19 protein-coding genes and 1 pseudogene are annotated in these 24,736 nt (G+C 66.6%); 8 read left to right on the top strand and 12 right to left on the bottom strand.

Translation table 11 applies throughout. From position 1 onward, the window contains the following. Positions 1–39: 39 nt before the first annotated feature. Positions 40–1,734, bottom strand: coding sequence for an enoyl-CoA hydratase-related protein (locus tag ACPXYO_RS14570; protein ID WP_423921935.1), 1,695 nt, complete (start codon positions 1,732–1,734; stop codon positions 40–42). Between the two features lie 125 nt (positions 1,735–1,859). Between ACPXYO_RS14570 and ACPXYO_RS14575 the strand changes: the two genes are divergently transcribed. Then, complete coding sequence (locus tag ACPXYO_RS14575; protein WP_423921938.1) at positions 1,860–3,359, top strand: benzoate-CoA ligase family protein; 1,500 nt, start codon at positions 1,860–1,862, stop codon at positions 3,357–3,359. A gap of 82 nt (positions 3,360–3,441) precedes the next feature. Here ACPXYO_RS14575 and ACPXYO_RS14580 read toward each other — a convergent pair whose 3' ends face one another. After that, positions 3,442–4,998 carry an alpha/beta hydrolase gene (locus ACPXYO_RS14580; protein ID WP_423921941.1) on the bottom strand — a complete coding sequence of 519 codons (1,557 nt, stop codon included), beginning with the start codon at positions 4,996–4,998 and terminating at the stop codon, positions 3,442–3,444. A gap of 130 nt (positions 4,999–5,128) precedes the next feature. Between ACPXYO_RS14580 and ACPXYO_RS14585 the strand changes: the two genes are divergently transcribed. Further along, positions 5,129–5,911 (top strand): crotonase/enoyl-CoA hydratase family protein, encoded by a 783-nt coding sequence (locus ACPXYO_RS14585; protein ID WP_423921943.1) that lies wholly within the window; start codon positions 5,129–5,131, stop codon positions 5,909–5,911. Next, the gene (locus ACPXYO_RS14590; RefSeq protein ID WP_423923873.1) at positions 5,908–6,534 is read left to right on the top strand and encodes a class I SAM-dependent methyltransferase; all 627 of its coding nucleotides are present in this window, start codon (positions 5,908–5,910) and stop codon (positions 6,532–6,534) included. Before ACPXYO_RS14585 ends, ACPXYO_RS14590 begins: the two co-directional genes overlap by 4 nt. A gap of 3 nt (positions 6,535–6,537) precedes the next feature. Here ACPXYO_RS14590 and ACPXYO_RS14595 read toward each other — a convergent pair whose 3' ends face one another. The 6 genes and pseudogenes from ACPXYO_RS14595 to ACPXYO_RS14620 form a co-directional block, all read right to left on the bottom strand. Next, on the bottom strand, positions 6,538–6,882 hold the full coding sequence (locus ACPXYO_RS14595; protein WP_423921946.1) for a winged helix-turn-helix transcriptional regulator: 345 nt from the start codon (positions 6,880–6,882) through the stop codon (positions 6,538–6,540). 56 nt (positions 6,883–6,938) lie between these two features. After that, positions 6,939–8,087: pseudogene (locus ACPXYO_RS14600) on the bottom strand (MFS transporter); the annotation flags it as partial. A gap of 19 nt (positions 8,088–8,106) precedes the next feature. Then, complete coding sequence (locus tag ACPXYO_RS14605; RefSeq protein WP_423921948.1) at positions 8,107–8,409, bottom strand: hypothetical protein; 303 nt, start codon at positions 8,407–8,409, stop codon at positions 8,107–8,109. Positions 8,410–8,612: 203 nt separating this feature from the next. Further along, positions 8,613–10,286, bottom strand: coding sequence for a long-chain fatty acid--CoA ligase (locus ACPXYO_RS14610; protein ID WP_423921951.1), 1,674 nt, complete (start codon positions 10,284–10,286; stop codon positions 8,613–8,615). A 37-nt stretch (positions 10,287–10,323) separates the two neighbouring features. Further along, the gene (locus tag ACPXYO_RS14615) at positions 10,324–11,454 is read right to left on the bottom strand and encodes an epoxide hydrolase family protein (protein WP_423921954.1); all 1,131 of its coding nucleotides are present in this window, start codon (positions 11,452–11,454) and stop codon (positions 10,324–10,326) included. A 41-nt stretch (positions 11,455–11,495) separates the two neighbouring features. After that, the gene (locus ACPXYO_RS14620) at positions 11,496–13,880 is read right to left on the bottom strand and encodes a CoA transferase (protein ID WP_423921957.1); all 2,385 of its coding nucleotides are present in this window, start codon (positions 13,878–13,880) and stop codon (positions 11,496–11,498) included. 106 nt (positions 13,881–13,986) lie between these two features. On the opposite strand from ACPXYO_RS14620, the gene ACPXYO_RS14625 reads away from it, so the two are divergent. Beyond that, on the top strand, positions 13,987–14,874 hold the full coding sequence (locus ACPXYO_RS14625) for a polysaccharide deacetylase family protein (RefSeq protein WP_423921960.1): 888 nt from the start codon (positions 13,987–13,989) through the stop codon (positions 14,872–14,874). Between the two features lie 75 nt (positions 14,875–14,949). Beyond that, positions 14,950–16,041 (top strand): histidinol-phosphate transaminase, encoded by a 1,092-nt coding sequence (hisC, locus tag ACPXYO_RS14630; RefSeq protein ID WP_423921962.1) that lies wholly within the window; start codon positions 14,950–14,952, stop codon positions 16,039–16,041. Here hisC and ACPXYO_RS14635 read toward each other — a convergent pair. Continuing rightward, on the bottom strand, positions 16,038–17,510 hold the full coding sequence (locus ACPXYO_RS14635) for a pyridoxal-dependent decarboxylase (RefSeq protein WP_423921965.1): 1,473 nt from the start codon (positions 17,508–17,510) through the stop codon (positions 16,038–16,040). The two genes, hisC and ACPXYO_RS14635, sit on opposite strands and share 4 nt — an antisense overlap. 174 nt (positions 17,511–17,684) lie before the next feature. Here ACPXYO_RS14635 and ACPXYO_RS14640 point away from each other — a divergent pair, with 174 nt between their 5' ends. Both ACPXYO_RS14640 and ung read left to right on the top strand, forming a co-directional pair. After that, positions 17,685–18,755, top strand: coding sequence for a phosphotransferase family protein (locus ACPXYO_RS14640; protein ID WP_423921967.1), 1,071 nt, complete (start codon positions 17,685–17,687; stop codon positions 18,753–18,755). Positions 18,756–18,780: 25 nt separating this feature from the next. After that, positions 18,781–19,446, top strand: coding sequence for a uracil-DNA glycosylase (ung, locus tag ACPXYO_RS14645; RefSeq protein WP_423921970.1), 666 nt, complete (start codon positions 18,781–18,783; stop codon positions 19,444–19,446). A gap of 36 nt (positions 19,447–19,482) precedes the next feature. On the opposite strand, the gene ACPXYO_RS14650 is transcribed toward ung, so the two are convergent. The 3 genes from ACPXYO_RS14650 to ACPXYO_RS14660 form a co-directional block, all read right to left on the bottom strand. Beyond that, positions 19,483–20,121: a VOC family protein gene (locus ACPXYO_RS14650; protein WP_423921973.1), complete on the bottom strand. Its 639-nt coding sequence runs from the start codon at positions 20,119–20,121 to the stop codon at positions 19,483–19,485. 188 nt (positions 20,122–20,309) lie between these two features. Further along, on the bottom strand, positions 20,310–21,248 hold the full coding sequence (locus tag ACPXYO_RS14655; protein WP_423921976.1) for a CaiB/BaiF CoA transferase family protein: 939 nt from the start codon (positions 21,246–21,248) through the stop codon (positions 20,310–20,312). A gap of 2 nt (positions 21,249–21,250) precedes the next feature. Continuing rightward, on the bottom strand, positions 21,251–22,420 hold the full coding sequence (locus ACPXYO_RS14660) for a CoA transferase (RefSeq protein WP_423921978.1): 1,170 nt from the start codon (positions 22,418–22,420) through the stop codon (positions 21,251–21,253). Between the two features lie 89 nt (positions 22,421–22,509). Between ACPXYO_RS14660 and ACPXYO_RS14665 the strand changes: the two genes are divergently transcribed. Beyond that, positions 22,510–24,699, top strand: a complete 2,190-nt coding sequence (locus tag ACPXYO_RS14665) for a peroxidase family protein (protein ID WP_423921980.1) — start codon at positions 22,510–22,512, stop codon at positions 24,697–24,699. The last annotated feature ends 37 nt before the right edge of the window (positions 24,700–24,736 follow it).

Consider the following 24,736-nt stretch of genomic DNA (forward strand, 5'->3'; position numbering starts at 1 on the left):
GGGGCGTCGCTGCCGCCCGGCGAGGTTAGACGCGGGACCTTAGACGCGGTCTGGGGCGTAGATCGGGCGAGTCCCGGTGCCGTAACGGGTCAACGCGCCCTGTGGTCCGGTTGCGTTCGGACGAATGAAGATCCAGTTCTGCCAAGCCGACAACCTCCCGAAGATCTTTGTCGCCATGGTCTCGGGGCCACAGAACCGGTGGTTGGCCTCCATGGCGGTCAGTGCATCGGGGGAGAAGGCGGCGCGCTCTTCGATCGCCAACCGCAAGTCGTCATCCCAGTCGAGATCGTCGGGCGTCGCGGTCGCCAAGCCAACCTCTGCAGCGGCCTGCGCGTCGAGCGGGGTGCCGATGGTGCGGGCGGCTTCGGCAATGGCCGCCTCGTCGCCCCACAGCCGCGACTGCAGCCGTGTGAGGTCGTTGGCCATCGGCATCGTGCCCAGGCTGAGCTCGGAGCACAGTAGGACGGCGGGCTCATGAGCTCCGATCGCCTCGCTTCGCAGGGCATGCACGCGCGCCCCCACGGCATCGCCGGGACGGTCGTCGACAAATTCGCCGTCGAGGATGTACGTGCGGTCGGCAGCCAGTGCCAGCTCGGCAAGCACGCCGGCAAAGCACGAACCAGGCTCGATTGCTGCGATGAGTGTGCGAGCAGTGAGGTCAAGGCGAGACAGGGTCCGTCGCCACAGCAAGGCGGTCTCGAGCTCGGCATGGCTGGCGGGTTCGCCCAGGGCGCGGTCATGGGCTGTCACGTCTGCGTGGATGCCGTCTGTGAACAGCACAATCGTGCCCAGTTCGGTCTCGTTGAAGCGCAGGTGGCACAGCAGCGCATCCAGCTCCCGAGTGGCTCGCAACGGCCACGCGGGGTCGGGACTTGCTGTGATCAGCACCTCGGCGCACGCGCGTTCACGATCCGGTGCCATCGCCACGAACTCGCCGATCACGCTGCCGTCGTCATTGGGGTGCAAGCCGAGCGGCTCGAGCGCCATCGGTTCCCTGTTTGCAGAGGGGCCGCTGGAGCGGCTCTTCGCAGCCAATGCAGCCGCCCGCGCGCCCACCGCCTCGGCAAACGTCGTCCGCGGCGCCAACTCGTCGACCAGGCCCCATTCGAGCGCCACCCGTCCCCGCAGTCCTTCGGCCTTGGTGGCGAACACATCGGCCCGGTCACGACGAACGTGCCGCTTGTCGGTTAGCCGGGTCAGCCCGCCGGTGCCGGGCAGGACTCCGAGCAGTGGCACTTCGGGCAAAGACACTGCCGTGTTGCGATCGTCCACGAGCAGGATGTGGTCGGTGGCAAGCGCCAGTTCGTAACCGCCGCCCGAGCACGCACCACCCACCGCCGCGAGGAATCGCAGCCCGCTGTGCTCTGAGGCCTCTTCCAGCTCCAGCCGGGTCTCATTGGTGAACTTGCAGAGGTTCACCTTGTGGGTATGCGGGGCGGCTGCCAGCGCACGAATGTTGGCACCGGCACAGAAGACCCCGTCGTAGCCGCTTTCGATCACGACGCATCCGACACTCGGGTGCTCGAAGCGGATGCGGCGGATGGCGTCTGCGAACTCCAGCTCGACGCCCATGTCGTAGCTGTTCAGCTTCAGCTCGCAGCCCTCGAAAATGCCGCCGTCGGGCTGCACTCCCATGGTGAGTGTGGCGACCGGACCGTCCACCCGAAGAGTCCAATGCCGCCACGGACGGTGATCGCCGAAGAAGTCGAGGTACACGCCGTGTTCGGTGCTCACGCGACGAGTGTGCAGCCCGGCCGCCACCCGCACAACCTGAGTCCTGCATGAGTCGCAGCGAATGGCGGAGTGTCGGCGCATCGTTAGTGTTCGCAACGACACCGGCATCACCGCGGAGGCCAGGCGTGAACGCGAACGCTGTCTACCGTTTCGTCATTGAGCCAGCGTCGGCCGCTCCCGACGCAGTAGCGGTGGTTGACGCCCCGAGCGGCAGCCAGTTGACCCGGGCCGAACTGGCCGAGCGCGTGCGCGCCGCCGCTGCTGCGCTGGCTGAACGCGGCCTACAGCGCGAGCAGCGAGTGATGCTGTGTTGTGCCGACACCCCGGCGTTCCTGTGGTGGTTCTGGGGAGCCATGTGGATTGGCGCGGTGCCGGTTCCGGTCTCGACGCTGTTTCGTACTGCCGATTACCGGTTCTTGCTTGGGGACAGCCGCGCTGTAGGCCTGGTGTACTCGCCGCCCTTCGCCGCTGAGATCTTGCCGGCCGCCGATGACCAGCCGTTTCTGGAATGGACGCTCGACGACACCGATGACTCCGGTCTTGGTGACCCTGCGGCCGCTGGCGATCCGTTCGTGGCCATCGACGATGACGTCGCATTCTGGCTGTACACGTCTGGCACGACCGGCCATCCCAAGGGCGCCATGCATCGGCACACCGACATGAGCGCTGTCACCGACCGGTACGCAGTCGACATCTTGGGCATGGGGCCCAGCGACACGGTCTATTCGGTCGCAAAGCTGTTCTTCGCCTACGGCTTGGGCAATGCCGGTTACTTCCCTCCCGCCACTGGAGCCAAGGTTGTGCTCAACCCGGCCCGCCCGACGCCTGACGACATCGCCGCACATGTGACCCGGTACCAGCCGACGCTGTACTTCGGCGTCCCGACCTCGTATGCGCAGCTGCTCGCTGCAGATCTCCCGGTCGACACGTTCGCGTCGGTCCGCCAGGCCGTTTCCGCTGGTGAACCTCTTCCTGCAGACATCGGTCGGAGATTCCACGAACGCTTCGGCGTGGAGATCCTCGATGGATTGGGAACCACCGAGATCGTGCACATCGTCATCACCAACCGGCCGGGCGCTTCGGTGCCGGGCACGAGCGGGACGCCGATCGACGGCTGCGAGGTGTCGCTCCGCGACGAATACGGCAACGAGGTACCCGACGGGGAGCCGGGCGCATTGCACGTCGCCTTCGAGTCGGTCATGGCGGGCTACTGGAATCGCACCGAGCAGAACCGCAAGGCGCTACACGGCCGGTTCCTCGCGACTGGCGATACCTACGTGCGCAATCCCGATGGCACCTACGCCTGTCTAGGGCGTACCGACGACATGATGAAGGTCAGCGGCATCTGGGTGTCACCCGCCGAGGTCGAGGCCTGCATCTTGGAGATGGAAAGTGTGCTGAGCGTCGCGGTGGTGGGCGCTCTCGACGAAGCGGGTCTCACGAAGCCGAGCGCCTTCGTGGTGCCGGTTCCCGGCACGGCCACTGACAGCCTTGCCAAAGCGGTTCAGATTCACGTGCGCGAGCGTCTCGCGCCCTACAAGTACCCGCGTTGGGTCAGCGTTGTGGACGAACTGCCCCAAACAGCGACTGGCAAGATCAAGCGCTACCTGCTGCGCGACGGCTGAGCGGCCCGCCGCGGGGCGTCAGCCCCAGGAGCGGGCCACGGCGTGGGGCGTGAGCCCATGGCGCGTGCATCGGCGTGGGGCGTCAGCCCCACGCGCGTGCAATTGCGCGCGGCAGCTCCTCGATCCACTGGATGAGATCGTGCCCGCAGACCCGCTCAGTCCATTCGTGGGGCGATTTCGCGAAGTGCAGCCACGCCGCCCACGCCTCGGTGGCTTGGTGGAAGCCACCCTCCAGCGTTCCAGCGCACAGGTGAACGAACGGGGCCTCGGCGGAGTTCCAGTCCATGCGCTCGTTCGGCGGCATTCCAGTGGAATAGGCCATGACGTGGCCGAATTTGTCGCGGTGCATGTGCCCGACGGTGAGCGCGTGCCCGCCGCCATCGGATGCGCCGAATACGCCGCGCTGGTTTCGGTCATCGGAGACGCCAAGAAACTGTTCGGCCCACGCCGTCAGCTCCTCCACAAAGAAGCGCTGATGGCGGTCGAAGCGATCGTTGTCAAGGCCAGGCAGGTACTCCATGGCCCGCTCATTGCCATAGCCACCCATTGGCGCAGCATGGGCCGCGACCAGCACGAAGCGGGGTACGGTCCCGTTCGTGATCCCGGCGTCAAGGCGCCGGATATAGGGGCCGGTCATGTTGCCGTCTGTGGCATAGAGCACCGGCAGACGTTCCGAAGCCGTGTGCTGGGGCGGCAAGTACACGGTGGCCTTCCGCTTCGAGCGCAGTGAGGTGCTGTCGACCGTGTGCACTTGCGTCGTGCCTTGCAGTTCGTCGCCACGGTGCGAGGGCAGCTCGGCGGGAGCCTCGGGTCCTCGGAAGCGGTGCGGCACCGGACCGCGCTGACCGCCCAGCAGACTTCCGGCGTCGTCAAGGGGCCAGAAACCGTAGCCGATCACTGCTTCTGGAAGACGTTCGATGCGCACGCTGAGCGCCCACAGGTCGCTGTCGTCGCCTTTGCCGACCCGCCACATGGGTAGTTCGATGACGGGCCCGGGCAGTACGCCGGCGGCGTCGCTGCGGCAGACGAAGGTGAGCTCGTCGCCGTCGTTCCAGCAGCCGGCCGGGTCGGCGTCGAGTTCGGCAGCCAGGAATTCGGGACTGAGGTCGCGCCAGACCCGGCATATCCGCTGACCCGGCGGAAGGCCCCCCTCAGCGGCTCGCTCTCGGGCAAGTTCCCGGTTTCTCCGATCGATCTCGGTGAGGCGGTGCGTCAACGTGGGCAGGCCCACGCGGGCGCGGGCCTCGTCGTCGACGGTGCCGTCGATCGGTGCGAGCACCAGGTCACCGAGGTGTCTCGTGACCACCGTGCCGAATTGCTGCGGCCGACCGCTGAGCAGGCTCATCTTGTCGGCGCACTCGGCGAAGACGACCCCAGCACCGGCTTGGCCGTCGCGGTGCGCTCGTGCGGCAAGCTCCCCGGCGATCGACAGAAGCTGTGGCCCGCCGTGGACACTGAGCGCACGGGCCGTTCGCAGGGCGGTCGCCCCTTGAGCCTGCTGGAGCTCGGGGGTCCGAGCCAGGAGCTGCACCAGCATCGGGGCCTCGGTCGATTCGGCCATCTCGATGCGAGCGAGCAGGTCGCGGACCTCGTCGCTGCCTGAAGCTTCGCTCGCTGCGGGTGAGCCGTCGCCGTTCATCCCAACCCCAAGTCCGCGGCTGCCCCCGGGTTCGCGCCGCGCGGCGAGGCTACTGTCGGCGCCGTCGGCGCTGCCGATGGCGTCAAACTGCCGACAGACCAACAACCGCTTCACCGACGGAGGAGATCTCGTGAGCGATGAACCGCTTGTGCTGACCGAACAGCGCGGCTACGTGCAGATCCTGACCTTGAACCGCCCCGACGCCATGAACTCGTTCAACATGGCACTTTCGGAGGCACTCGGCGAAGCACTCGACAACCTTGATGCGAATCCCGACGTTCGGGTCGGTGTTCTGACCGGGGCGGGGCGCGGCTTCAGCGCAGGCATGGATCTCAAGGCCTTCGTGAGCGGCGGTGGCATCGACGCCATGCCGAACCCGCCTGGCCGCGGATTCGCCGGCATCGCCGAACGCAGTGCTGCAAAGCCGCTCATCGCGGCCGTGGAGCGCTTCGCCTTGGCGGGCGGACTGGAGGTGGCGCTGTCGTGCGATCTCATCGTGGCCTCTGAAGGCACGATGCTGGGCATCCCGGAAGTGGGCGTGGGCCTGTTCGCAGGCGCCGGCGCGTTGTTGCGCCTGCCGCGCCAGCTTCCCTACAGCCTGGCCATGGAAATGGCGTTGACAGCAGAGCCGATCACGGCTGAAGTCGCGCACCAGCACGGCATGGTCAACCGAGTCTGCCCGAAGGGCGAGGCGGTCAACGTCGCCGTGGAACTCGGCGAACGAATTGCTCGCAATGCGCCGATGGGCGTTCGGGCCTCGAAGCGGCTCATCCGCGACGTGCTGGGTGTGACTGAGGGCGGCTTCTGGGAGTACCAGCAGCCGGCGCTCGAGGAAGTCTTCGGGTCCGCAGATGCCATCGAAGGTGCCTCCGCTTTCGCAGAGAGGCGTGATCCGGACTGGGAGGACCGCTGAGCCGCTGGGAAGATCGAGGCGACATCCCGCGAGGGACCGCCTACGACGAGCGCTGGGCCCAGATGGCCGAGCGTGGCGAGTCCGTGCACGGCGAGGTGGACCTGGTCACGAGGCTGGCGCCGCCGGGAGCGGCCGTGCTCGATGCGGGCTGCGGCACGGGCCGCATGGCCATCGAGTTCGCGCATCGCGGCTATGAGGTCGTCGGTGTCGACCTGGACCCCGCGATGCTCGACCTCGCTCGCGAGAAAGCACCCGAACTGGCGTGGCTGCAGGGTGATCTCGCGAACAGCATCCTCACTGACTCAGCTGGTCACCAGCGCCTCTTCGACGCCGTGGTGGCCGCCGGCAACGTCATGATCTTCCTCGAGCGCGGCACTGAGGCCGCCGTGGTGGCCAATCTGGCAGCGCATCTGCGGCCCGGCGGAGTGCTCGTGGCGGGCTTCCAACTCAGCGACGCGTACCTGCAACTGCACGTCTATGACGCGCTGGCGCAACGCAATCGACTCGCGCTCGAAGCTCGCTACTCAACCTGGGAGGGTGCCCCATTCGACGGGGGCGACTACGCCGTGTCCGTGCACCGACTCGACGCCGAGGCTGCCCGCGGCGGTGGCTTGGACCGCTGATCGTCAGGAGCTGGCGTCAGCGGCGTGGCAAGTGGTCCACTTCTGGCCCCACTCCGCCAAGGCTCCCAGAACCGGCCTGAAGTCCTCGGCAGCCTCGGTTGGGATGTACTCGAACCGCGGCGGGCGGTCGGTGTACTGGCGGCGTTCGAGCAGGCCGCTCTCGACCAGACGATTGAGTCGGCTTGTGAGCACCGTCGGCGCGATGCCGAGGTCGTTCTGAATGTCGTCAAAGCGCGTGAGCCCGAAGAGGACGGTGTCACGCAGGATCAGCGGCGTCCACCACTCACCAACGAGTTCGAGCGACTGCGCGATGGGACACGCCATGTGCCCGAAACTCTTGCGCTTCATACGATCAACGTACCAAAATGCAAGGCTCGCACGCCCCGATAGCTTCCGTGCTGCCTCTAGGCGGTCGACACCCGAGCAGGAATCCGGGTGGCCACCGGGCCCGCCAAGACTGTAGCGAACGCCAAGTACGCGAACGCCCAGCGGAAGGTGCCGACCGTGGGGCCGCCAGATGCGCTGGCACCGAGAATGGCAACCACGATGGCGACACCGATCGCCCTAGCGATCTGACGAGCGGTCTGGGTGACCGCTCCGGCGACGCTGAAGTGAGCAGGGTTGATTTCGGAGACTCCGGCCCCGTTCAGGATGGCTGGTCCCGCTCCGATGCCGGTTCCGGCCAGCAGAAAACCTGGAAACAGATCCAACAGGTAATTCGGGCTCGGGCCCGCTCTCACACAGAGCCACAGCGCACCGACAGTGAAGAGCAGCATTCCGGGGATCACCACGGCCCGGAATCCGAAGCGATCGGCGAGCGGTCCGCTGACGTTGGCCGACACCAAGGCTGCGACGGGCAACGTGATGATCGCGATGCCGACGGTCACGGTGGAATAACCGGCGATCTCAGTGAGGTACAGCACCACGGCCAGGAGCATGGAGAAGAACCCCAGGCCGAACAGGAAGAGCGACATGGAGGCGATTCGAAACGACGACACTGCCAGGAGCGTTCTCGGCACGATGGGGTCGCGATGTTGCGCGGTGCGACGAGCGACCAAGATGATCGACACGACGCACGTCACCAGCAATCCGAGCACTGCTGGCGACGTCCAGCCCCATTTTTGTCCCTGCACGATTGCGAGAGCAAGGCCGCCGGTTGCACCGCCCAGAAGCGCTGCGCCTACCAGATCGGGGTGGTGCGTTTCGGGGTGGCGTGCGCTTTCGCTCAGCACCCCCACTCCCCACACCAGCGCGATCAAGCCCACCGGGATTTCCAGCGCGTAGGCCCAGCGCCACGAGCCGTATTCGATCAAGAAGCCGCCGACCACGGGGCCGACTGCGGTCGACAGCGCGAGCGTCGAGCTCCAGACTGCGACCGCGGTACAGCGCCGTTCGACGGGCCACGCGGCGACGGCGAGTCCGAGCGAGGCCGGGGCCATCATCGCCGCGCCGATCCCCTGAAGTCCTCGCATGGCGATGAGGACCACCAGCGAGGGTGCGATGGAGGCCAACGCAGCGCCGATCACCAAGCAGGCGGCTACCTCGACGGCTCGTGGGCCGCACCGAGAGTGCTCAGTCGGTGGGCAGGCGGGCCAGGAGCTCGATCTTGCGCTCCTCGTACTCGTCGAAGGAGATCTCGTCGTTGTCGAACTGGGTCTGCACCTCTTCGACGAGACGGATCAGATCGGCAGCGGACAGCTCCTCGTCGATGTTGCCGTCGAGCACGGCGCCGGTGCCGTCAAGTTCGGGTTCGGCCGCGACCAGTGGGCCGCTCTGGGGGATTTTGCCCATGCGCTTGGCCCGTTTTGCCTCGGCCTTCGCCTTCTTGGCCCGGTCCCTCTGCAGTTTCTCGAACGTCGTGCGACCAGCAGCCATGACTCACACCTTGCTGTCGGGATACGGGCGGTAGGGAATCGGCACGCGGGGCGAACCCCGGCGCCAAGCGGTTTGTGACCTCGCTCGGCGCAGCAGTGCCGGTGGCCGCCAAAGCGGCCAGAGCACGGACTCGGCAACGCGGTCCGCGCATCCGATTCACATGCTACCGGCAGGGTCATGGCGCAGGTCGGCGCGGATTCGAGCTAACGCTGCGGCCAGACGTGCCCCGCGTAGTAGGTGCGCAGCGCCTTCTTGTCGATCTTGCCGGTGCCGGTCAGGGGAATCGTGTCGATGACGACGATGTCGTCGGGCAGCCACCATGAAGCGAACCGTGGCCGGATGGCATCGAGCACCGCTGCGTGATCGAGAGTGGCACCGTCGGAAAGCTCGATGATGAGCAGCGGGCGTTCGCCCCAGCGTTCGTGCGACAAGCCGATGACGGCCGCAGCCGCAACCCCCGGGGCCGCAAGAGCAGCGTTCTCCAGCTCGATCGAGCTGATCCACTCGCCACCGCTCTTGATGACGTCCTTGGACCGGTCCGTGAGGGTGAGATAACCCTCGGAGTCGAGGGCGCCGACGTCGCCGGTGCGCAGCCAGCCGCCTTCGGCTTCGGAGAGGTGCGAGTCTGCAAAGGTCTCGGCATCGGCGAGGGCGCCGCAGTAGTACGAACCGGACATCCAAAGGCCGCGTGCCTGGATCTCGCCAACACTGCGGCCATCACGCAACAGGACGGTTCCCTGATCATCGACCACGCGCAGCTCAATGCCGTACAGCTCTCGGCCGGCCTTGGCCTGGCGGGCACGCTGAGCGTCGCGGTCGAGGCGCTCGACCCGATGTGTGAAACGTCCCGAGGTTCCTTGGGTCATTTCGGTCATGCCCCAGACATGGCTGACCGTGACGCCATAGTCATCCTCGAGCGTGTCGATGAGCACACGGGGCGCTGCAGATCCGCCCACTGCGACCTTACCCAGCGTGGGCACGGTGCGACCCGTGGCTTGCAGGTATTGCACGACACCCAGCCAGATGGTGGGAACGCCTGCTGAGAAGGTGATGTCCTCGGCCTCGATGAGATTGACGAGCGCTTGGGGGCTGAGGTCCGGTCCGGGCAGCACGAGCTTTGCGCCGCTCATCGCCGTTGCGAATGGCAGTGCCCAGCCGTTGACGTGGAACATGGGGACCGCACCTAGGACTGCGTGACCAGAGTGAACGTCATGGCCGTCGCCGGTGCAGCAGGCCCATGTCTGCAGCACAATCGATCGGTGGCTTTGCAGGACGCCCTTGGGATTGCCCGTAGTGCCGGAGGTGTAACAGAGCGTGGCGGCGGAACGCTCGTCGAATTCGGGCCATGTTGAGGGGCCCGGCACGGTGTCCAGCCAGTCCTCATAGCCGATCTCGCCTGGCAGGCCCGCGGGCGAATCGAGGTGCCCGAGCACCACCCAACGGCGGACGCTGGGTATGCGTGGGGCGAGACGGGCAGCGATCTCGATAAAGGAGGGGTCCACCAGCACGACGCTGTCGGCGGCGTCGTTGAGAATGTACGCCAGCTGTTCGTCATGAAGCCGTGGGTTGACGGTGTGCAAGACGGCGCCGATGCCACAGATGCCGTAGTAGGCCTCGAGGTGGCGGTGATCGTTCCAGGCAATGGTGGCCACCCGATCTCCGGGTCGAATCCCGTCGGCAACCAGCGCAGCGGACACCCGTCGCGCTCGCTCACCGACCTGGCCCCAAGTGCTGCGCGTGGTGATGCCCGCTGAGTCGACGGCCACGACGTCGGTGGCGGCATGGCTGCGGGATGCATAGGAAATGAGGGTCGAGACCAGTAACGGCCGATCCATGGTGTTGCCGGCCAGGGTCGGCTCGGAACGACCAGTCATCATCGGGGGCACCTTCGAGGCGCCTTGGGTAGGCCTTGGTTCATCGCAGCAAGCTGAAGAAGGCCCGCACGTCGTCGACGAAGAGCTCAGGCTGCTCAAATGCCGCGAAATGGCCGCCGGCCGGCATCTCGGACCAGTGCCGGATGTCGGAATAGATCGGCTCGGACCAGGCACGCACCGGAGGGATGATCTCCTTGGGGAACTTCGCCACGCCGGTTGGCACGTCCACCGTCATGCGGGGCATCTGTCGGAAGCTCTCCCAGTAGAGACGTCCCGACGATGCCCCAGTGGCGTTCAGCCAGTAGAGCATGATGTTGTCGAGCATCTCGTCGCGGCTGAGCGCGTTCTCAGGATGGCCGTCGCAGTCCGTCCACGCCCAGAACTTCTCCAAGATCCATGCGGCCTGTCCGGCGGGAGAATCCGTGAGCCCGTAGCCCAAGGTTTGGGGACGGGTGGACTGCTGCTTGGAGTAGCCCGAATCCCAGTCGTTGTAGTGCTTCGCTGCCGCGAGGGCTGACAGTTCCTCTTCGTTGGGCTCTCGATCTTTCGGCCGGCTGCCGCGCATCACCATGTTCAGGTGGATGCCGATACAGGTATTCCGATGGCGACTGCCGAGCGCACTCGTCACGGCTGAGCCCCAGTCGCCGCCCTGGGCGCCGAATCGTTCGTAGCCCAAGCCGGCCATGAGCTCGGCCCAGCACTCGGCGATCTTCTCAACGCCCCAGCCCGGCTCGGACGGCTTGCCGCTGAAGCCGTACCCCGGAAGCGACGGGCAGATCACATGGAATGCGTCGGCTGCGTTCCCGCCGTGGGCGACGGGGTCGGCCAGGGGCTCGATGACCTTGTGGAACTCGACTACGGAGCCCGGCCAGCCATGGGTGATCACGATCGGCATGGCATTGGGCTCAGGAGAGCGGACGTGTATGAAGTGCACGTCCATGCCGCCGACGTCGGCCATGTACTGGTCGAATCGGTTGAGAGAGGCCTCTCGGGCACGCCAGTCGTAGGTGTTGGCCCAGTATTCGCAGACTTCCTGGACGTATGCGAGCGGGATGCCCTGCGACCAGTCATCGACGGGTTCCGGCTCGGGCCAGCGGGTGCGGACCAGGCGATCGCGAAGGTCGTCGAGTTGCTCTTCCGGGACGGCGATCTGGAACGGTTCGATGCGCATGGGGCGCACGGTAGCCCGCAGGCGATGTCTCGCTCTTGTTGTCAGTCGTAGACGAAACCGAGCTCTGCGGGCGGGGGGAGTTCGCCTCCTATGTGGCCGTTGGCTCGGAGGTTTGCGATCTTGTCGGCTGAGAGGCCGGCTACTTCGGCGAAGACCTCGTCGGTGTGCTGGTCGAACAGGGGGGAGGGGCCTGCTTGGGATGCGCGCACGCCGTCAAGGGTGAACGGGGACGCAATGTGGCGCCTGTGGCCGGTGACCGGGTGCTCGACGACATCGAGGTGGTCGGCGAGCGGGCGATATTCCGGCGCCGTCCACGGATCCAGGCAGACTTGCGTTCGGACTCCGGCGAGACGTAGCGCTGTGTTTAGGTCCGCTGACGGACGGACGGGATTGCCACCGTTGGCGGCAATCTGATCGAGCAGCCCTCGAACGACGTTCGTTGCATGGTTCTCGACCCGGCCGTCCGGCGAGGCGTCGATCACGACCGCTAGCCAGCCGTCGGTTCCTTCCATGAAGCCGCTCCATGCCGTGCCGGGTTCGCGGTTGCCCATGCGGCCGATGTCGCGCCCGGCCGTTGAAGCCAGCACGATTGCCTCGCCGCTGTGCTGCCAGGTGCCTTCCTGCTGTGAGACATCGATCTCGATGCCTTGGCCGGTGCGCTCGGCGTGGTGCAGGCCGCTCAGCAGGGCGAATCCCGCGGCGATGCCGGCGATGGGGTCCGGGAAGTAGATGTTGGAGATGCGGGCGCCTTCGTGCTCGTAGCCCTGCCGGTGCCCGAGCCCGCCCATCGCCTCGATGATCGAGCCATAGCCGACCGCGTCCGCGTACGGACCGTCGATGCCGAACGCAGGCATGCGTACGAGCACGATGCGGGGGTTGACCTCTGCCAGCGTCTTGAACTCGAGACCCAACTGCGGCAGCACGTGGGCCGCGAAGTTGGCGACGAGCGCATCGCAGTTGCGCACCAGCTCCATGAACGCGTCCCGGCCCTCGGGCGTCGCAAGCGTGACCACGCAGTCGCGCTTGCCCTTGTTGACGGCGTTGAAGTGGCCGCCCGCCTCGTAGAAGCGATTGTCTGCCACGAGGTGTTCGAGCCCCGGTGCCATGCCGTGGTCGTAGGGGCGCTGTGTGCGAAAGCCGTCGAAGGGGTTCTGCGCCTCGATCTTGATGACGTCGATGCCGAGCGGCGTGAGCAGGTTGCCGACATAGGGGCCCGCCCAAGCGATGGTCATCTCGATGACGCGTAGCTGGCGGGCTGGGCGTAGCGCAGGAGCCGCGTCACTGCGGGAGCCGTTCGTCAGAGCCGGAAGCGAGTCGGTGCCTCGGTCGTTGACTCGCTGATTCGGCACCGGCAGGCCGACCGCGGTGAACGGTCGGATCGGTCCAACCGCAGAGCCGGCCGGTGTCTCAATGTTGCCGAGGAAGCCGCGAGCAACGAGGTGCTCGTCGCTGAGCGCATCGAGCGGGGTCATCACCATGCCGACGGCCCATGGCGTTTCGAGTGCGAACTGGAAGAGTTCCCGCTTGGTGCGCGCCTGGTACCACGGTTCGATGACCTCGCGGATTTTGTCGATGTGGCCGACCCGGCGATGCCGGTGGCTCAGCTCAGGATCGTCGATCCACTCGGGCACGCCGAGGTGCAGGCATTGCATTTCCCAGTCGTCACGCCGGATCGATCCGGGACACACGTAACCGTCGGCGCAGCGGATGGCGCCCGAGGGGTAGGCAGTCGGCGGATGCGGCCCCACCAGCGGCCGCGGCCGCTCGCAGTGCAGCGCATCGCAGTAGCACAGCTCGACCCCTGTCAGCAGCGCCCCCAGCCACGACACGTCCATGTGGGTCTCAGGCCGTCGCAGGATCAAATGCGCAGCCCAAGCCGCCAATCCGCCCGCGGTGTACTGGGCCTGCCAGCCGGGGAGGCGCAGCGGTTCGGCACCCTCGTCGCCGTTGAAGCCCAGGAAGCCGGTTGCGGTCTGCACCAACAGCTCGTCGGCAATGACGCCCGGGTCGTCTGCGTCTGCACCCCAGGCGGTGACCGTCACAAGCTTGGGTGCCGACTCGCTCGCAGCGGCGCGGGCAGTCAGTCGCTGAGGGTCCCACGGAGTGCCGGCGAGCCCCGCCAGGGTGTCACTCGCAATCACTACGTCGGGCCACGACGGGTCGAGGTCGTCCGCTACGCAGTTCAGCTTCGCTGCGTTGAGGTGAACGAACAGGGGACTCAGCTCGCCGTTATGCAGCGGGACATCGTCGACCGGCTGGCGCCGGGCAGGATCGCCGTCCGGCGGCTCGACCTTGAGCACCGTCGCGCCGGCGCCCGCAAGCAACCGGCCAGCGAACGGCCCGGCGATGCCAGTGGCCACCTCCAGCACCTTCATGCCGGCGAGCGGTGGCCCCTCAGTGGGACCAGATGCAGTCCGTTCTGGCATCGGGTCACGGTATCGCCCGGCAGCTTGGCCACATGGGGCCCGCCGGCGGAGGATGCGACGCATGCGGACGTGGCAGGCGCTGATGGAGGTTCAGTAGGGTCCGCAGATGAGCCCCGAACGACCACCCGATGCCCCAGATTCCCGTGTAACGGTCTGCCTGAGCTTCGACTTTGATGCGATCTCAATCTGGACGGGGCCACGAGGTTCAAGATCGCCGAACCTGACCGCCCGCGGGGAATTCTCCACGATCGGCGCGCACCGGCTGCTCGACCTGCTCGATGAGCGCAGCCTTCCCTCCACGTGGTTCATCCCCGGCCACACCATCGACACCTTCGGCGACGTGTGCGCCCGGGTGGTTTCGGACGGGCACGAGGTGGGCTATCACGGCTACTGCCACGAGGCCCCCTCGTCCAAACGTGATGAAGCCGACGAGCGGGCCATCCTGACGCGCTCCATGGACTGCCTCGAACGGCTCTCGGGCAGTACGCCGGTCGGGCACCGGGTGCCGGGCGGCAACTGCGGGGACCGCTGGATCGGCCTGCTCATCGAGCACGGCTTCTCATACGACTCCTCCATGGCCCGCAACGACTACGCGCCCACGTGGTGCCGGCTGGGCGACGTGCCTACCACCGACGGTCCGCACCAATTCGGCGGTGAGGTAGACCTCGTTCAGCTGCCGTTCGACTGGATCCTCGACGACTGGCCGTACTTCAGCTACGACGGTCCCACGGTGCAAGGGCTGCGCACCCCCGATCACGTCTATGACGTGTGGTCCGCTGAGTTCGACTACCTCTGTGACCGGGTCGGCAGCGGGGTGTTCGTGCTTACGATGCATCCCCAGTGCATAGGACGGGGCAGCCGCATGCTGATGCTCGAACGGCTCATCGACCACATGGCGTCCCAGCCCAGCGTGACGTTCGCCACCATGGCCGCTGTTGCTGACGAGTTTCGGGCGGCCGCCAAGCCGGGGGACCAGGCGAACCGCCGCTTGTAAACAGTTCCGCCCGGTAACTTGCCGCCGGGCAGTGCGGCGTGCCGGGGCCGCCCCGAGAACCAGGAGCGCCAGCGCATGATCGGACGACCGAGGACGGCTGTAGAGGGGCTGCCGGAATACAAGCCGGGTCGCTCGGCCGCGCAGGCCGAGGCCGAGCATGACCTGACCGAAGCCGTCAAGCTGGCTTCCAACGAGAACGCCAACGACCCGCTTCCCTCGGTGGCCAAAGCGGTCGCCGAGGCTGCGCTGGGCATGAACCGCTATCCCGACCATCGCTGCATGGAGGTACGGGAAGCGCTGGCCGACAGGCACCGCGTCGGGCTCGATCAGGTCACCGTCGGCTCGGGTTCGGTGGGCGTGCTCCAGCAGCTGTTTGCCTCGTACGTCGATCCCGGCGACGAGGTCGTGTATCCGTGGCGCTCGTTCGAGGTCCATCCGGTGTTCTGCGCAGTGTCCGCGGCTCGGGCTGTGACGGTTCCGCTCGTCGACCATGCCTTTGACCTCGACGCCGTCGCCGCATCGGTGACCGACGCCACGAAGATCGTGATCCTCTCGACCCCCAACAACCCGACTGGCACGGTCTGTTCGACTGCGGAATTGCAACGCCTGCTCGCAGCCGTGACCGACGACGTCATCGTGGTGGTCGATGAGGCATACCGGGAGTTCGTGACCGATCCTGCGGTGGCCGATCCCATTGAGGCCATCCTGCCCGAGCACCCGAATGCGCTGGTGCTGCGCACGTTCTCCAAGGCCTATGGCCTCGCCAACCTGCGTGTCGGCTATGGCGTCGGGCACCCGGGCGTCATCGGCGCGCTCGACAAGGTGGTGCTTCCGTTCATCGTCAGCGGTATCGCTCAGGTCGCGGCACGGGCATCGCTGGAGCCACAGGCCGCAGCGGAGCTGGGCGTACGAGTGGCAGGCATCTTGGCGGAGCGCGAGCGGGTGAGTGCTGCGATGGTTGAGCAGGGCTGGCCTGTCGTGCCGAGCCAAGCCAACTTCGTCTACCTGGCGGTGAGAACTGGGGCCATGGACCTGTTCGTCCGGCTGGAGAAGCAGGGCTTGGTGACCCGCCCGTTCGAGGGCGAAGGCGTGCGGATCAGCCTGGGCACGCCGGAACAGAACGACCGATTGCTGGCCGCCTTGGGCACGTTCGGACCTGCCGGCTAGACGGCGGCCTCGCTGATCGTCTTCCACAGCCGATCCAGGTGCTCGCGATCGGTGCGGGACTGACCGATCGCCACACGGATGATGCTGTGGCCGTCCAGCTTGGAGGGGGTCAGGTAGGCGACGCCGCTGTCGTTCACCGTCGCAGCAATCGCATCGGTGGCGCAGTCCGCGGCTTCTTGTGAAGTCTGGGACTCGTCGGCGGGACACCAGCGGAAGCACACCAGCGAGAACGGGTGCGGCGCCACGATCTCGAAGCGAGGGTCGTCGTCGAGTCGTTGCGCCAATTCCTGGGCCATGGCGACGTGGTGGCGCACCATCTGTCGCAGCGCCGCGGCACCGTAGCTGCGCAGAACCCACCACAGCTTGAGCGCTCGGAAGCGGCGACCCAGCGGCACCTGCCAGTTGCGGTAGTCGATCACGTTGCCAGCGTCGCTCTGGGCGTTGCGCAGGTACGGCGGGTCAATCGACAGCGCCTCGGTGAGCGCCTCCCGCTCCGCCACGTAGAAGGCCGAGCAGTCGAAATTGACCATCATCCACTTGTGAGGGTTGAACACGTAGCTGTCGACCAGCTCGATGCCGTCCTGGTGGTGACGGAACTCGGGGCAGATCATGGCCGTGCCCGCATACGCAGCGTCAACGTGATGCCACAGCTCGTGCTCTCGGGCGATGGCGGAAATGGCCCGCACCGGGTCGACCGCGGTAGTGCCGGTGGTGCCGACGGTCGAGCCGACGAACGTCGGCACAAGACCCGCCGCCGCGTCGGCCTCAATTGCAGCGCGCAAAGCGTCAGGTCGCATTGCCCTGTGCTCGTCGGTCTCGATGAGGCGCGCCACGCCGAAGCCCGCAATGTTGGCGCCCTTCTCCACCGAGCTGTGCGCCTGGGCCGAGGTGTAGGCCACCATCTGGGTCGCGGGCAGGCCGCTGCGAGCGCTAGCGCGGTGGCGGGCCGCGACCAGGGCGACATGAGTCGCGTCGGACGCGCTGCCCTGCAGCACGCCGCCTCCGGTCGACGTGGTCTTCCAGTGGCCCGGCAGGCTCAGCAGATCCACCAGCCAGTCGAGCACGTGGCTCTCGATCTCGGTCATCGCCGGCGAGGCCGACCACAGCAGGCCGATCAGCCCGAGCCCTGCTGACACCGTGTCGGCCAGCACCGATGGCGGGGAGTTGTTCGCCGGGAAATAGGCGAACCAGCCCGGATGCTGCCAGTGCGTTACGCCCGGAAGCACCACGCGGTCCAGATCGGCGAGCAGGTTCTCGAACGGCTCGGCCTCTTCGGGGGCGGCGTCGGGCAGCATCGCCCGAATGTCACCCGGCGCGACGGTCGACGCCACCGGCAGCGACTCGACGCGCTCCCAGTAGTCGGCAATCCAGTCGATGACTTCCCGGCCGTGGCGCCGGAATTCGTCCGGTGTCATGTGCGGAGGAGGCGACGTCAGCTCTGAAGGCAGATCTGGTGCGGTCGGGTCCATGGCGCCGACGCTACCGGTCGTCGCCGCAGCGATTCGTCGCGGATTCGCGGTGCCGGTGCAGCCCTCGGCGCGGGTGTGCACAGCCCGCAGCGGGCGCCGCCGGTTGCCATAGTGTGTGCGAACTGCGCCAGCCTGCACATCGGCGGGCGCTCGCCGGGTACAAGGGGAGGCGAGATGACCGACGGGGCGACAGGCGGCACGGCTGCGAGTGGGGCCGTCGGGTACGACGTGCCCGAGGTGGAGGCATGGATCGACGCCAACGTCGACGGCCTTGAGTCGCCGTTCACGTGGACCCAGCTCGAGGGCGGCCACAGCAACCTCACCTACAAGCTGACCGCCGCCGATGGCACCACGGCGGTCGTGCGTCGCCCGCCGATGGGGGAGCTGCTGCCCAAGGCGCACGACATGGGGCGCGAGTTCACGATCATCAGCGGTTTGGGGCCGACGGATGTGCCGGTCGCCATCGCATACGGCTACTGCGAGAGCCCCGACGTGACTGGCGCCCACTTCTACGTGATGAGTTACGTCGAAGGCAGGCCCCTGTTCGAATCTGCCGACGCCCGCGAGCACTTGAGCGCCGAAGGCAGGGCACATGTCGGCACATCGTTCATGGACGTGCTCTCAGCGCTGCACTCGGTGGATCCCGACGATGTCGGCCTGGGCGGTCTCGGCAAGAAGGAGGACTACATCGGGCGCCAGATTCGCACCTGGTACCGGTCGTGGACAGCCTCGGCGGAAGCGGCAAGGTACGACACTCCCGTTGTCCACGAACTGCACGACTTCCTCTCCGAACGCAAGCCAGAGCAGGGTCCGGCGCGCGTCGTGCACGGCGACTACGGCCTCCACAACTGCCTGTTCAATCCCAGCGGCGAACTGCAGGCGGTGTTGGACTGGGAGATCTCCACGCTCGGCGACCCGCTCGCGGACCTCGCGTACGCGCTGAACAGCTGGACCGAGCCGAGCGACGACATCCTGGAGGGCTCGGATCCGCCGACGCTGGTGGACGGATTCGTCGGCCGTGCCGACATCATTGAGCGTTACCAGGAACGCACGGGAGCGGATCTTTCGCAGTTGGCGTACTACGTCAGCTTCAACCACTGGAAATCGGCGTGCATCATCCACGGCGTGTACGCCCGCTACATGCGGGGCCAGAAGCCCGCTGACGATGTCGACTTGGATCTCTACCGGGCCCGAATCGAGCGCGGCATCGAGTTGTCGGCAGCGGCAGCAGCAGCGATCTCCTGACGCCGTGGATCTCAGCTAGCGGGCTATGCCACGCACCGACTGGAACCCGATCCTGCGGGGCGAGTTCGACAAGCCCTATTGGCCGATCCTGCAGCAATACGTAGCCGACGAGCGTTCCCAGAGCGCCGTGTACCCGCCCTACGATCAGGTCTTTGCTGCGCTTCACCTGACGCCATTCGCCGAGGTGAAGGTCCTGATCCTGGGCCAGGACCCCTACCACGGCCCCGGCCAAGCCCACGGATTGTGCTTCTCGGTTCCCCGGGGGATACGGCAACCGCCGTCGTTGCAGAACGTCTTCGTCGAGTTGCGCGACGACCTCGGCATCGAGCCGCCGTCGCACGGCAATTTGGAGGGGTGGGCGCACCAGGGTGTGCTGCTGCTCAACGCGTTTCTCACGGTGCGTGCCCGCCAGGCGGCTTCGCATCGGTCGGCTGGTTGGGAGACGTTCACCGACGAGGTGATCCGGGCTGTCAGCTCGAAGCCTGAGCGTGTCGTGTTCATCCTGTGGGGTGCGTTTGCCCGCCGGAAGAAATCGCTCGTGGACCTGACCCGGCACGTGGTCATCGAATCCGCCCACCCGTCGCCGCTCAGCGCTCACAACGGGTTCTTCGGCAGCCGCCCGTTCAGTCGCGCCAACGCGGCCCTGGCCGACGCGGGCCGAGAAACCGTCGACTGGCACATTGGAGGCTGAATCGCGTGTGTGGCCGAGCCTCTTGCCCGGCCGGAATCAGCGGAGCGTGACGCGGCCGTTCGGCGTGTCGAGCGTCGCTTCGAGGTTGACGCTGTCGCCTGCGTTCACGTCGATGTCGATGCCGATCGCGGCGTGCAGGGCTCGGATGTGATCGGTGTCGGGGTGCGTTCCGGCCAGCGAGACCAGGGTGCAACCGGTCGGCGTCACGGTGGCGGGATGGGTGGTGTCGCCCCATTCGATGACGAACGGGGCCAGGCCGGCCCCCTCGGCAAGACCGGCGGGGGACAGGGTGAGCGACCAGTGGAGCTCCTCGCCGTCGGGCTTGACGCGGCTCATCGAGATGATCTCGCCGGGGTCCTCGCCGCAGACGCGCATTGCCGCCACCACGTCGTCGATGGTCTCACCGTCCGACGCATGCACGGCGAACGTCACGAGCTTCGGCCTGCTCAGGCTGTCGATCCCGAACGGCCGCGGATTGGCCGGGGCGGGCTGTTCTGGGTCGGGAGCGATGATCTCCAGATAGACGTCGTCGCCGAGCGACATGAGCGTGTTGCGGGTGCCGACGCCCGGGTGGGGCCCGCCGGGCGCCGCACGCATGCCGACGAGTGCTTCCACGGCCGCGGTGCCCGCCTCAAGGTCGGGTGCTGCGACGACGATGTGATCGATTGCTGCCATGCGCGCACGTTAGAGGCTGTGCGGAGAGACGGCAAAACCGCCAGATCAGGCCGACCGGCGCGGACTCTGCGCAGAAATGCCGCCTCAGGCGGCAAATTTGCGCACAGATTGCCGCCTGCATCAATTCTGTGCAGAAACGCGCGCTCAGTCAGCATTTCTGCACAGAGAAGGCTCGCACTGTCGCTGGGCTAGTCGAATGCCTCGGCGGCGGCCAGCTCGGCAACGCGATCGGCGTCGTAACCGAGATGCTCGGTCAGGACTTCGTAGAGGTGCTCTCCGAGAGCGGGAGCGGCGACATCTGGCCACACTCGGCTGCGCGACATGGTGAACCGGGGCGCCTCGATGATCGTCGAGCCATGCGTCGAGTGGGGAACCTCAACCCAGTGACGGCGGTAGGTGAGCTGCGGATCGACTGCCAGCTCGGGACTGTTCTGCACCCGGTGCGCAGCCACGCCGGCGTCCTGGCACCGCCGTTCCACGACGGTGCCAGGACGCAAGTACTCCAGCATGGCGGGCGCGATGAAGTGAATCGACGCTTCCGCCTGGGAGAAGTCGATGTAGCGGCCCTCACCGGTCCGTCGTTGATGATCGACGGCCGCGAGCAGGCTGGCCAGTGCCGGATGCGGCGAGGTGTAGTCGGTGATGGCGCCATAGGGCCCGACCGGGGCGCGATCACCCCAACCCGTGATGTTGTAGAACCCGGCCATCGCACCCGACAGGTTGCCGTACCCCGCAAAGTTGGCAAGCGGTCCGCTCTGGCCGAACAGGCAGGTCGACAGCATGACGACCGTTGGGTTGATCTCGCGCACGTTGTCGTAGTCGAGACCCCATGAACGCATGGCTCTGGGCGTGTAGGCCTCGCACACCACGTCGGCCCAGCGGATCAGGTCGTGGGCGACTTCGAGGACCGCAGGCGTGCCCGGATTCAGTGTGATACCGAGCTTGCCCGCATTCATGTTGTTGAACAGGGCGCTGTTCTCGGGCCCAGGGTCGTTGTTGATGAACGGCAGAAACGTACGGCACGCGTCGAGGCGGATTGACGACTCGACCCGGATCACGGTCGCCCCCGCATCGGCGAGGATCCGGGAGAACGTGGGACCGGCCACTGCCCACATAAAGTCGAGCACCTTCAAGCCTTCGAGCGGGCGCTCACATCTGGTCGGCGCCTCCGGGGCGAGAATACTGCAGGTGTCCGCTGCGAGGCCAGGACAGCAGCCGTGTGCTCGCCGACGGCCGGCACACGATCGGCCGAGCCGTCGGTGGGTTCGGGCTTCATCCAATGCCCCGGATAGCGCTTCCCGTCGACGACGTCCCAGTAACTGCGAGTGGCCAATTGCTCCGATGCTGCGACGTCGGCGGTTGTGGCGACCGGTGCGAGCAGCAGGCGATGCTCGTTGGCGAGGGCGAACAGCTCCTGCTTCGTCCGGGAGGCCGTGAATGCGGCGACGCATTCCTTGGTTCGCTCGAAGTCCTCGATTGTCTCGCTTCCGTCGCTGAGCGCCATGCCGTAGCCGATCCAGTCCTTCGACGCGGTCTCGGAATCGCAGAATCCTGCCTCGTGCACCAAGTTCATCAGCCGAGCCGTCGCCGGCCCGATGGCAGCCCCGAACACGTGGGTCACCGAGACGTGCCCGTCGCTGGCCGGGTACATGAACCGCAGCCGGAGGTCGCCGCTGCGCACAGCTCCGCCGCCTCGCAGGGTCAAGGGGGCTCCGATCAGCGAGCACAGCACCGACGACATCGTCGAGTTCATTGCGACGGCTTGCGCCGATACGTCGATGTGCTGGCCCTCGCCGGATTGGTTGCGTTCCACCAGTGCAAGCGTCACCAGTGATGCAGCGTGCGCAGCGGCGTGACGGAATGCCTGAGGGACGCCCACGCCGAGCGGTGCCCGGTCTTCGTCGCCGCACAGGTGCATCGGGCCGCCTGATGCCCACACAGTGAGATCTGTTGCGGCCCAGTCAGCCTTGGGACCGGTCTGGCCGAACGGCGAGATCGAAGCGATGACGAGTGCGGGGTTGATCTCGGCGAGTACGTCGGGTCCCAGGCCCAGCGATGTCAGCTCGCCAGGTGGGGCCGACTCCAGCAGCACGTCGGCGCTGGCCGCGAGACCGCGGAGCGCTTCGGCACCGTCGGGGCTGGTGATGTCGAGTTCAACCGACTTCTTGCCGCGGGCATAAGGGGAGTGCGTCAACGAGGTGCCGTCGGCATCGAACGGGCCCAGCTGCCGCACTGGGGTGCCGCCCGGCGGGCGGCGAAGACGATGCGACACGCCTCTCGGGCCCGGTGAGCGGCCCATTTGAGCGCGCAGATCCTCCGCGCACGCGGCGGAGCGGGCGACCGCAGATCGCCGTTTGCACTGCGCTGGCCGCGCTGGCCTCGGTCCTTGTGGCGGTAGGCACGGCGCCGCCCGCAGCAGCAGCTGAGGAGGACGACCAAACCAGTCCTACGTTGTCGACGGCTTCCACCTCTGAGCTGTGGTCGGCATCGCTGAGTGTGGGCCAGAGCACCGGTGCGATCGGATTCGACGCCAGCTCCCGACTCGGCGCCGTGTCGGATGACCAAATCACCATCGGCGGTACCAGCCACACGGTGACGGAGCTCACTGTCGCATGCAGCGGGCCCGACACCGACTGTGCGGTGCGCTTCGCCGTCACCCCTGCCATCGACGGTAGGACCGACAGGCTGGTGCTGCGGCTGCGGCAGGTGTGGCTGAACCTGGCCGACGCACGGTCCGACGGGGAAGTCCTGACGTGGATCGGCGTGCGGGTCCGGCTGCATGCTCGCGACATCGTTCCGGTTGCCCTGCGCGAGTACCCCATGTCGTTTGGTGTGCGCTCGCTCGACGGCTGGGGCAACAATGTCGAGAATCCCGAGTTCGGCTCCGCTGGCACTCAGCTGCTCCGGCTGGCAGCCGCGAACTATGCCGGGCTCTCAGATGTGCCTGCTGACCTTCCTGGGCCGAGGGCAGTCAGCAACATCGTGGCAGCTCAGGCCAGGTCAATCACCAACACGGCCCACGCAACCGACATGGTGTGGCAGTGGGGCCAGTTCTTGGACCACGACATCAGCCTGACGCCCGAGCACAGCCCCGCAGAGTCGTTACCGATCCCGGTTCCGACCGGCGACGCTGTCTTCGATCCCACATCCGCCGGGACTCGCACGATTGCCTTCAACCGGTCGGCTCACGGCACTGCTGCAGGCGGCACCCGGCAGCAGATCAACGTGGTTACGTCGTTCATCGACGCCTCGAATGTCTACGGCTCGTCATTGGGTCGAGCGCAGGCGCTGCGAAACAACGACGACTCGGTGAAGCTCCGCACATCGAGCGACGGCCGATTCTTGCCCTTCAATGAGTTCGGACTCGACAATGACAGCGGCGGCCGAGGCGCCGGAACTTCTCGCACTGATCTGTTCGCGGCAGGTGATGTTCGGGCGAATGAGCAGGTGGGGCTTTCCGCATTGCACACACTGTTCGTCCGTGAACACAATCGCCTCGCCGACCTGATCGCGACCGCCCCTCCCAGCTTGTGCGGGCAGGAGATCTTCGAAATGGCTCGCAAGATCGTTGGCACTGAGATGCAGGTCATCACCTACAACGAATTCTTGCCGATACTGCTGGGCCCCGATTCGGTCGGCTCCTACGACGGCTACGACTCAGCAGTCGACGCGTCCATAGCGAATGAGTTCTCCGCGGCGGCCTACCGGGTGGGGCACACCATGCTTTCGCCCGATCTCCTCATGGTTGACGAGAACGGCATCGAGAGGACGCTCTCGCTGGCCGACGCGTTCTTCGCGCCGTCACAGGTGACCGACGAGGGCATCTCGGGCTTGCTGCGCGGCCTCGCAACACAGCTGGCCCAGCAGGTCGATACTCAACTGGTCGACCCGGTCCGAAACATGCTGTTCGGCCCGCCCGGCAGCCCCGGACGCGACCTGGCCGCGCTCAACATTCAGCGGAACCGCGACCACGGACTGGCGTCCTACAACGCGGCCCGCCAGGCGTATGGACTGCCAGCGGCAATGAGCTTCGGCGACATCTCATCTGACCCCCAAGTACAGGCGAAGCTGCGCCAGGCCTACGGTGAAGTCGAGCACGTCGACCTCTGGAAGGGCGGGCTCGCCGAGGACCATGTGGAGGGGGCCATGGTCGGCGAGACGTTCCAGACGATCATCGCTGACCAGTTCCGCCGTCTGCGTGACGGTGACCGTTTCTGGTACCAGAACGACACGTGGTTCGCCGCCAACCCCGATGTGCTGGCGGAAGTGGACGCCACGACACTGGCAGACATCATTCGCCGCAACATGCCGATCGGCGATGAGATCGGAGACAACGTCTTCATCAACGCTTTGGGGGACAACGACATCGCGAGCGAGGGTGAGCGCGACATCGCGACCGACGGCTACGGAGATGCATCGTCGAGCGACGGGCACACGGCGGCGGACAAGATCGACGAGGACGACGCTCCTGACGAGCCGACCGAAACCCAGTCGGGTGCCCTGAACGCTCAGCCATCGTCCAGCACCCAGGATCGTTGGCCAGTCCCGGGCTTCGCCCACCCCAACGAACCGATGTAGAGGAGCAACTCCGACAACTCACCGGCGAGGCCGCAGG

This window comes from Candidatus Poriferisodalis sp., assembly GCF_965237655.1.
Taxonomy (GTDB): Bacteria; Actinomycetota; Acidimicrobiia; order Acidimicrobiales; family Poriferisodalaceae; genus Poriferisodalis.